Origin of the sequence: Flavobacterium sp. (assembly GCF_035760125.1) — a bacterium.
GTDB lineage: Bacteria > Bacteroidota > Bacteroidia > Flavobacteriales > Flavobacteriaceae > Flavobacterium.
Genome location: NZ_DASTTN010000155.1, coordinates 1 through 9782, shown reverse-complemented (window position 1 = coordinate 9782; position 9782 = coordinate 1). Strand labels below are relative to the sequence as shown.

The following is a 9782-nucleotide window of genomic DNA, read 5'->3' as shown; positions in this document are numbered from 1 at the left end:
GAACAGCTTTCGGAGATTATTTATATCAGGAACGAAGGCCATACTGTTATTGAAGCCATCAACAGACAATTGGCGCATTATCCGTATCATATTGGGCAAATTGTTTTTTATGCCAAACAACTCAAAAAAAGCGGATGGGATAGTTTATCGATTCCAAAAAACAAATCGAATAATTATAACGCAGATAAATTTGCACAGGAGAAGTCAATTAAAAATTTTACTGAAGAAGAATTTAGACGATTAAAATAAGTAAATATACAAATCATATTGCCCCAGATGGAAGTGAAAACCCCGCAGTCTCGTTGACCTAAATTTTTTGTGTTTGCAAAGCGACTGAAAGAAGCTCTTGCAAACACTTAAAAATTTTGTCAACGAGACGAGGAGTTGTAACGGACAGCTGGATTAGGCCCAAACAAAACAATAATAAATACGAAGGAATGAAAAAAATAATACTATTCTCCCCTCTACTACTGCTCATGTCTTGCTATAATGTAGAACGAAATTGTGCCGATTTTAAAACTGGAAAATTTAAGTTTGAATACGAAATTGACGGTGTTAAAAAAACAACGGTCTTTGAGCGCAATGATAGTATTGAAATAGAGACTTTTGAAGGAAAAACGGATACTGCCACAATTCGTTGGGTGAATGATTGCGAATATGTTTTGCAGAAAAAACACCCGAAAAACAAGGCTGAAGAGAAAGCGATTGACATGAAAATTTTGACAACTTCAAAAAATTCCTATACCTTTGAATTTGGAATGGTTGGTGTCGATTCTAAACAAAAAGGAACGGTAACCAAGATTTCAGATTAAAGAATTCAGACTGTGGTATTCAGGCTGCTGAAACTCATAATTTTAACCCCATAAGTATATAAAATGGAAGTATTTTTAAACCCAGATGCTTGGATTGCCTTATTGACATTGACTTTTTTAGAAATTGTTTTAGGTATTGACAACATCATTTTTATCTCAATTGCAACCGGAAAATTAGCTCCAGCTGACCGCAAAAAAGCTACCAAAATAGGAATGTTTCTTGCCATGTTCATGCGAATCGCACTTTTATTTGGAATTAATTTTTTAACTCAAATGAAAAAGCCTTGGTTTACTATTGACTTGAGTTGGTTACATGCTGGGGTTACAGGGCAAAGTGTCATTTTATTGTTGGGAGGTTTATTCTTGATTTATAAAAGTACCAATGAAATTCGCGAGAAAGTAGATGAAAAAGGTCATGAAGAAAAAGAATTGGGTAGAGCTGCCGCAAAATCTTTTCAAAGTGTTATCCTTCAAATTATAATGATAGACTTGGTTTTCTCATTTGATAGTATTCTAACTGCTGTGGGAATGACAAATGGTGTTGAAGGCGCTTTAGTCATTATGATTACAGCTGTGGTGATATCGGTTTTAATTATGATGCAGTTTGCGGTTCCTGTTGGGAATTTTGTCAACAAACATCCATCAATACAAATTTTAGGATTGTCCTTTTTGATTTTGATAGGATTTATGCTGTTGACAGAAAGTGCTCATTTAGCAAATGCTCTTGTTTTTGGAAGCCATGTGACTCCAGTACCAAAAGGTTATTTGTACTTTGCCATTTCATTCTCTTTATTTGTTGAAATATTAAATATGAAAATGTCCAAAACGAAGAAATAAAAAAAGAACACAGTTACCCAAAAGGTGCTGTGTTTTTTTTTATATAATAAATTTAGTTTCAAAACAGCACCAATGAAAAATACCATTTCGCATAGAGTTGCCGATTTTTTAAAGAACTTCCCTCCTTTTACTTTTTTAAATCAAAAAGACATTGAAATTCTTTCCGAGCAAATATCTATTATCTACAAAGAAAAAGACAGTATTATTTTTGCCGAAAATGAAGATACTCATAATTCATTTTATGTGGTCCACAAAGGAGCAGTCGCACTCAGGAAAGGTCCAAAAAATGATGTTTTGGATATGTGTGACGAGGGAGATATTTTCGGTTTGAGACCACTTATTGCCAATGAGAACTATAAAATGGAAGCTAGAGCTTATGAAGAAACGATTCTTTATGCCATACCCATCTCAATTTTTAGACCTTACGCACTAGAAAACGAATCGGTTGGCAATTTCTTAATACAAAGTTTTGCCTCTAATACTAACAATCCATACTCTAAAAGTCATAGAGGCAAGTTGTATGGTGAAACTTTAGCGGGTGACATTTTGGAAACCGACACCAAGCTATTTGATATTCAGCCTGTAAAATATTCCAAAAAAATAGTTACCTGTTCGTCTATAAGTACTGCAAAAGAGATAGCCGAAATTATGACCAAAAAAAATGTTGGAGCCATACTTGTTGTCGAAGATAAACTTCCTATTGGTATCATCACCGATAAAGATTTAAGGAACAAAATTGTAACTGGAGAACATTCCATAACTGCCGCGGCATCAGTAATAATGACCAGCCCTGTTATTACCTATCCTAAAAAACTGACCGCTACTCAAGCACAAATGACAATGATGAAAAGCAACATCAGCCACTTATGCATTACAAAAGATGGCACACCAAACACAAAAGCGGTTGGCATCCTTTCCAAACACGATGTTATGGTTTCACTTGGAAACAATCCTGCTGTATTGATAAAAGCCGTAAAAAGAGCTAAAAAATACAAGGACATTAAACCGATACGTGCCAGTATCATGCAGTTATTACAAGGCTATCTGGACCAAAACATCCCAATAACACTGACATCAAAAATCATTACTGAATTGAATGATGTATGCATTCAACAGGTTATAGCCATTTCACTAAAAAAAATGAGCATCCCGCCTCCTGTAAAATTTGCATGGTTAGCTATGGGAAGTCAGGGACGAAGTGAGCAATTATTACAAACAGACCAAGACAATGCTTTAGTCTATGAAGATGTACCTGAAGAATTAAAAGAGAAGACTAAAAAGTATTTCTTAGAATTAGCCACTCATGTCAACAAAGGATTATTTGAAATTGGATATGATTATTGTCCAGCAGAAATGATGGCTTCTAATCCGAAGTGGTGTTTAAGTCTAGGCGAATGGAAAAAACTGGTTCATCATTGGATTACAAATACTGGAAAAGACGAAGTATTATTGTCTTTCATCTTTTTTGACTATAGCCTTTCTTATGGTGATAGCGAAATTGTAAATAACTTATCAGATTATATTTTAGAAGACATAAAGGCAAACCCAGTATTTTATCTTCATTTAGTGAGTGGTGCTCTGCAAAGTCCCTCTCCTAGTGGTTTTTTTAGAGAATTTTTATTGGAACAAGACGGAGCAAACAAAGATTTTTTCGACATAAAAAGAAGAGCTTTAATGCCTTTGAGCGATGCCGCAAGAGTATTAATTTTGTCACATGCCGTAAAATCAATTAGTAATACGCCTGAACGTTTTGAAAAACTGGCAGAATTGGAACCGCAGAATAGAGAATTGTACTTGGCATGTTCCTATTCCTATAGAGCGCTCTTAAAATTTCGAACGAAACAAGGTCTTTTACATAATGATTCTGGTCAATATATTGCGCTTGGAGACCTAACAAAACTTGAAAAAATAAAACTTAAAAGCACCTTTAAAACCATTAAAGAGATACAAGAAGTTATTTCCATACGCTTTAATCCTTCAAATATATTGTAATGAGTAACTTTTTAAAAAGAAGCAAAGCAACCCTATTTGATTTTTTGAAGATCCAAAGAAAACCAATCGACGAGACACTTTCAAACACTGTTGAAAGTACTCGTTTTGTAGTTTTAGATACTGAAACCACAGGTTTTGATTATGACAATGACCGAATACTTTGCATTGGTGCCATTACACTTCAGAACGGTGTAATTTCAATTCCTAATAGTTTTGAAATTTATATTCACCAAGATCATTACGATAAAAAAAGCGCCCAAATTCATGGAATTTTAAAAGATTGGGTTATGGACAAACCCTCAGAACTGGAAGCTTTACAACAATTTTTGGCTTTTTTGGGAGACTCCATTATCATTGCTCATCACACCATATTTGATGTAACAATGATTAATCAGGCTTTGGAACGAAATGGTCTTCCGCATTTAACGAACAAAACATTGGACACTGCGTTTCTTTATAAAAAAACGCTCATAATGTCTAACCTCTTGGAGCGTAAGGAAAAATATGCCTTGGATGACCTCGCAGATAAATTTGACATTTCAAAAAAGGATCGTCATACCGCAATGGGTGACGCCTATATAACAGCGATTGCTTTTCTAAAAATCGTAAAGAAATTAAAAGATTTAAAAGGGAAAACAGAATTTACCTTAAGGGATTTGTTTAAATAAAAAAAGCTCCAAAAAGGAGCTTTTTTTATTCTAGAATAAGACAACCTGTCCGTCATCATCCAATTGGACATCCGTATCATCGGAATTTATTTCTCCTTGAACTTCAATTTCCTCCGGAACAATTTCTTCAGGAGCTTCATATGGTAAAGGCTCCAATAGGTTTACTTGTTTCAATTTATCTGTTGTCAATTGATTACCGAGTGCTTTAAATCCTTTTACAGCTATAAATGACTCAATATCCACGGTCAAATTATCTTTTTGAACTCCTTTCACCTTCGTGAAAACTAATTCGGCTACAGGGCGATAATCAGTCGCTACGATCTCTAATCTTGAATTGGCATGCTCCGTGATGAAAGATTCCTCTTTATTTTCGGTTTCCACCAAGAAACGTTTTATGTAATAACGTTCTTTTTCGCCATCATAATAAATTGCCGAAATTGGCTTTTTAGGTATCCATTTTTCAAGAACAATCATATCTTCATCAAAATGAGTAGACAATTCAGGAGTAATGACTTTTATTTTTCCAGCTTGCGAAATCACTAGAATTTTGTCACTCGGTCTAAATTCACCTAATAACTCTCCCCTGGCATCAACGTTCAATCGTTGAACGGTATCATCAAACCAAACCTTTCTTGGCAAGAGCGTTGAAATACCTTTTTCTTTCAATTCAATTTTCTTGATAGGATATTTAGAAACTAAATTTCCTTTGGAAGCACGACCTTTAATAGCTAAAGCAGCAAAATCAATATCGAATTTCAGTTTTTTTATACTTCCAACCTGGCGTAATAAAATAGTAATTACCTCAGCTTCTCCATTAGGGTTACAAGAAAAATACAAGGTCTGTGAACCCGCTGTTTCATTTGTCAAATCGTAAGGTTTATCACGAGTAACTCCCGAAACATTAAATCTCTTAATATATGATGGTCCAGACTTACCATCACGATAAATCATATTGTAAATGGTACGCTTATCACTTTTGTCAAAAATGGCAACATGAATGATATCTTTTCCAACGAAGGTTTTTGCATCGACTTTGGTAATCATCATCTTTCCATCACGCAAAAAGACAATTACATCATCAATATCAGAACAATCGGTAACATATTCGTCTTTTTTCAAACTTGTTCCAACGAAACCTTCTTCCCTGTTTACATATAATTTGGTGTTTCTCAAAACTACTTTTGTAGCTTCAATATCATCAAAAATACGCAACTCGGTCTGGCGTTCCCTGCCTTTTCCGTATTTCTCTTTTAATTTGGTAAAATAAGCAATGGCAAAGTCTGTCAAATGCTCCAAATTGTATTCTACTTCTTTCATTTCTTCTTCTAACTTAGCGATAAAGTCATCGGCTTTGTCAGAATCAAAACGGGTAATACGAATCATTGGAATTTGAGTTAATCTATGCAAATCATCATCATGAATATCTCTAACAAATGATTTCTTGAAAGGCTCAAAACGATCATACAAATAGACATACAGCGATTCTCTATCTCCATACAACTTAAAATCAATGTACATTTCTTCACGAATGAAGATTTTCTCTAAAGTCGAGAAATGCCATTTATTTTTTAATTCTTCTAATTGAATTTCCAACTCTTGTCGAAGCAAATCAACCGTTCTATTTGTTGAAATTTTCAACATATCCGAAACCCCAATAAACAACGGTTTATTATCCTCGATCACACAACCCAACGGCGCTACCGAAGTTTCGCAAGCAGTAAAAGCAAACAAAGCATCAATGGTTTTATCTGGGGAAACACCTGGAAAAAGATGAATTAATATCTCAACCTCAGCTGCCGTATTATCTTCAATTTTTTTGATTTTGATTTTGCCTTTTTCATTGGCTTTCAAAATACTGTCAATCAAAGTCGTTGTATTCGTAGAAAATGGAATTTGGGTAATTACCAAAGTGTTTTTATCGAGTTGACCAATTTTGGCACGAACACGAACACGTCCACCACGCATTCCATCATTATAATTAGACACATCGGCGATACCTTGTGTCAAGAAATCCGGATATAATGTAAATGGTTTTCCTTTCAGAATTTTAATGGATGAATCTATCAATTCATTAAAATTATGAGGCAAAACTTTAGTCGAAAGACCTACAGCAATTCCTTCTGCCCCAGAAGCCAATAATAATGGGAATTTTACTGGTAAGTTATTCGGTTCTGCACGACGTCCATCATAAGAAACTCCCCAATCGGTAATTTTTGGAGAATACAAAACTTCCAAAGCGAATTTTGACAAACGAGCTTCGATATAACGGGAAGCCGCAGCTCCGTCTCCAGTTAAAATATTACCCCAGTTTCCCTGGCAATCGATCAATAATTCTTTTTGACCAATTTGTACCATCGCATCACCAATACTCTGATCCCCGTGCGGGTGGTATTGCATGGTGTGACCAACCACATTGGCAACTTTATTGTAACGGCCGTCATCCAACTCTTTCAAAGAGTGCATAATTCTTCGTTGCACTGGTTTGAAACCATCCTCAATCGCTGGAACGGCACGCTCAAGAATTACATAGGAAGCATAATCCAAAAACCAATCTTTGTACATTCCTGTAACTTTGGTAATCGTATCATTTTCATCCTCTGGATTTTCGTAAAAATGCTGTCCTTCAAAATGCTTTGCCTCCACTTCGATAATATCTTCAGATTCATCTCCATCTTGATTGTCATCAAGAGGATAATCTTCAGAATTATTTTCTTCGTTTGCTGGAATTAGGTTATCGTCTTCTTCGTCTTTCATTTATTTATTATAAAAATATAGGAATAACTACTTTTCCTTTTAAACTTATTTCACTTCTTCCAAAACATCCAACTCCACCTTCAAATTCTTGATGATAAAATCTTGTCGGTCTGGGGTGTTTTTCCCCATATAGAACGATAATAACTGTTCGATAGAAGTGTGTTTATCCATCATAATAGGATCCAGACGAATTGTTTCTCCAATGAAATTCTTGAACTCATCCGGCGAAATCTCTCCCAATCCTTTAAATCGGGTAATCTCCGGTTTTGGTTTTAATTTTTCTATAGCGTCTTTACGTTCTTCTTCCGAATAGCAATAAATCGTTTCTTTCTTATTTCGAACTCTAAAAAGAGGTGTCTGCAAAATATATAAATGTCCCTCTTTGATTAATTCTGGGAAAAATTGAAGGAAAAAAGTAATCAACAATAAACGAATGTGCATACCATCGACATCGGCATCGGTTGCGATCACGATGTTGTTGTAACGCAATTTCTCCAATCCATCTTCAATATCCAAAGCTGCCTGCAATAAATTGAATTCTTCGTTTTCGTACACAATTTTTTTGCTCATTCCGTACGAATTCAAAGGCTTACCACGCAAACTAAAAACCGCTTGTGTATTCACGTCACGGGACTTGGTAATCGACCCAGAAGCCGAATCCCCCTCGGTAATAAAAAGCGTGCTTTCTAAATTCCTAGGGTTTTTGGTATCAGGAAGATGCGCACGGCAATCTCTTAATTTTTTATTGTGAAGATTCGCTTTCTTAGCGCGGTCTGTGGCCAGTTTTCGAATTCCTGACAATTCTTTTCTTTCGCGTTCAGCCTGAAGAATTTTACGCAATAAAGCTTCTGCTGTTGCTGGGTTTTTATGTAAATAATTATCTAATTTGTTTTTAATAAAATCATTTACAAATGTACGAACTGAAACAGGTGGTGTTCCGTCATCAGACCCCATATCCATCGAACCCAATTTGGTTTTCGTTTGAGATTCAAAAACGGGTTCCATTACTTTGATGCTTATCGCACTCACAATTGATTTACGAACATCTGAAGCCTCGAAGCTTTTGTTGTAAAACTCACGAATCGTCTTTACAATTGCTTCTCTATAAGCTGCTAAATGCGTCCCTCCTTGTGTGGTATTCTGACCGTTAACAAAAGAGTGATATTCTTCGCTATATTGTGTTTTACTATGTGTTAAAGCAATCTCAATATCATGCTCTTTCAAATGGATAATTGGATATTCTAAGTCTTCTTCGCTAATAGTTTCTTCCAATAAATCTCTAAGACCATTCTCCGAAATATACTTTTCGCCATTGAAGATAATTGTCAAACCATTGTTTAGATAGCAATAATTTTTTACCATTTTGACAACATATTCCATTCGGAATTTGTAGTTTTTGAAAATGGTTTCATCAGGTGTAAAAGTAACTTTGGTACCTTTTCGCTTGGTGGTATCAATTATATCCTCTTCTAAAACTAAATTACCTGCAGAAAACTCTGCGGCTTTTTGCTTGTCGTCACGAACAGATTCTACACGGAAATAATTAGATAAAGCATTAACTGCTTTTGTTCCGACACCATTCAAACCTACCGATTTTTGAAAAGCTTTGGAATCGTATTTTCCTCCAGTGTTCATTTTCGAAACTACATCAACCACTTTCCCTAACGGAATTCCACGTCCGTAATCACGGATCGAAACGGTTTTGTCTTTGATAGTCACCTCAATAGTTTTCCCAGAGCCCATAACGAACTCATCGATACAGTTGTCGAGGACCTCTTTTAATAAAATATAAATACCATCATCTGGCGAAGAACCATCACCTAGCTTCCCAATGTACATCCCGGGACGCATACGGATATGTTCTTTCCAGTCGAGAGAACGGATATTATCTTCGGTGTATTGATTTTGATCTGACATTTTGGAATTTTATCGAATTTAAATGCGTTCTGTTCGGTTTTTGCTACTCGCAAAGACCTCGAGTGTGCTAATATAGTGCAATTCGATAAAATTTAAAAGAGGAATACTGCAAAGTTATCAAGAATGATATTGACAGGTGATTATATATCTTAGGTTCAAATCGTAATAAAAAATTACTCTTTAAACAAAAATCCCAAACCCATTCCTTTGAGCATTTTTTTTTCGAAAGCCCAAAAGAATTTAAATTGACCAAAAAGAAAACCTATTGCTACCAATAAAACTTGGTAAATAGGAAAAATCAATAATAATCTGATAGGAGTGTACCAATGTCCTAATTCTTCTTTCCCGATTCCTAACCACATACAAAAAGGTTTAGATAAATAAGCTGAAGCAGACCCAGTAATGGCAAAAACAACAAATATGACGGCCAATTGCCAATTGGATGTAAGTCCCCAACGTTGTTTCAATCCTTTCATTTTTAGTTTATTCCTTTTTGCAAATATAACAGGTTTTAATGGTTGAATTTATTCTTATTTCTTTTTTTGTTTGTATAATTTCAGCTATTAAAAATCATAATTTAAAGCTAAGAAACTTTCTTTTTTAAAATGACATCTATTATTTCAAACAATCGTTCTCTGTTAATGGGTTTTGTGATGTAATCCGTAAATCCTGCCTTGAAAATTTTATCTTTATCTTCATTAGATGAAAATGCTGTTTGGGCAATCATAGGAAGATTCGGTCTTATCGGTGCGATTTTTTCAAGAGCTTCAAATCCATCCATAATAGGCATTTTGATATCCAT

9 protein-coding genes are annotated in these 9782 nt (G+C 35.0%); 5 read left to right on the top strand and 4 right to left on the bottom strand.

What is annotated here, in order from left to right; genetic code table 11:
- From VFS71_RS06020 to VFS71_RS06000, 5 genes are all read left to right on the top strand, one after another.
- Positions 1–249: DUF1572 family protein (locus VFS71_RS06020; RefSeq protein ID WP_326399985.1), on the top strand; the 249-nt coding region annotated here is incomplete at its 5' end.
- Positions 250–437: 188 nt separating this feature from the next.
- The gene (locus VFS71_RS06015) at positions 438–812 is read left to right on the top strand and encodes a DNA topoisomerase IV (RefSeq protein ID WP_326399984.1); all 375 of its coding nucleotides are present in this window, start codon (positions 438–440) and stop codon (positions 810–812) included.
- Positions 813–875: 63 nt separating this feature from the next.
- A complete protein-coding gene (locus tag VFS71_RS06010; RefSeq protein WP_326399983.1) occupies positions 876–1649 on the top strand; it encodes a TerC family protein in 774 nt (257 codons plus the stop codon).
- 72 nt (positions 1650–1721) lie between these two features.
- Positions 1722–3641 carry a DUF294 nucleotidyltransferase-like domain-containing protein gene (locus tag VFS71_RS06005; RefSeq protein ID WP_326399981.1) on the top strand — a complete coding sequence of 640 codons (1920 nt, stop codon included), beginning with the start codon at positions 1722–1724 and terminating at the stop codon, positions 3639–3641.
- Entirely contained in the window at positions 3641–4309 is a 669-nt protein-coding gene (locus VFS71_RS06000; RefSeq protein ID WP_326399980.1) for a 3'-5' exonuclease, read from the top strand. Before VFS71_RS06005 ends, VFS71_RS06000 begins: the two co-directional genes overlap by 1 nt.
- Positions 4310–4339: 30 nt before the next feature.
- Here the strand turns inward: VFS71_RS06000 and VFS71_RS05995 are convergent, their stop codons facing one another.
- From VFS71_RS05995 to VFS71_RS05980, 4 genes are all read right to left on the bottom strand, one after another.
- Positions 4340–7063 carry a DNA gyrase/topoisomerase IV subunit A gene (locus VFS71_RS05995; RefSeq protein ID WP_326399978.1) on the bottom strand — a complete coding sequence of 908 codons (2724 nt, stop codon included), beginning with the start codon at positions 7061–7063 and terminating at the stop codon, positions 4340–4342.
- A 45-nt stretch (positions 7064–7108) separates the two neighbouring features.
- Positions 7109–8980 carry a DNA topoisomerase IV subunit B gene (locus VFS71_RS05990; RefSeq protein WP_326399976.1) on the bottom strand — a complete coding sequence of 624 codons (1872 nt, stop codon included), beginning with the start codon at positions 8978–8980 and terminating at the stop codon, positions 7109–7111.
- Positions 8981–9153: 173 nt separating this feature from the next.
- Positions 9154–9456 (bottom strand): DUF6787 family protein, encoded by a 303-nt coding sequence (locus tag VFS71_RS05985; RefSeq protein ID WP_326399974.1) that lies wholly within the window; start codon positions 9454–9456, stop codon positions 9154–9156.
- Between the two features lie 107 nt (positions 9457–9563).
- The coding region (locus VFS71_RS05980; protein WP_326399971.1) for a response regulator at positions 9564–9782 on the bottom strand (219 nt) is incomplete at its 5' end.

What these genes read in the sequence shown, in the direction of transcription:
- VFS71_RS06015 (WP_326399984.1), top strand. Translation starts at nt 438, where the DNA reads ATGAAAAAAATAATACTATTCTCCCCTCTACTACTGCTCATGTCTTGC.
- VFS71_RS06010 (WP_326399983.1), top strand. Translation starts at nt 876, where the DNA reads ATGGAAGTATTTTTAAACCCAGATGCTTGGATTGCCTTATTGACATTG.
- VFS71_RS06005 (WP_326399981.1), top strand. Translation starts at nt 1,722, where the DNA reads ATGAAAAATACCATTTCGCATAGAGTTGCCGATTTTTTAAAGAACTTC.
- VFS71_RS06000 (WP_326399980.1), top strand. Translation starts at nt 3,641, where the DNA reads ATGAGTAACTTTTTAAAAAGAAGCAAAGCAACCCTATTTGATTTTTTG.
- VFS71_RS05995 (WP_326399978.1), bottom strand. Translation starts at nt 7,063, where the DNA reads ATGAAAGACGAAGAAGACGATAACCTAATTCCAGCAAACGAAGAAAAT.
- VFS71_RS05990 (WP_326399976.1), bottom strand. Translation starts at nt 8,980, where the DNA reads ATGTCAGATCAAAATCAATACACCGAAGATAATATCCGTTCTCTCGAC.
- VFS71_RS05985 (WP_326399974.1), bottom strand. Translation starts at nt 9,456, where the DNA reads ATGAAAGGATTGAAACAACGTTGGGGACTTACATCCAATTGGCAATTG.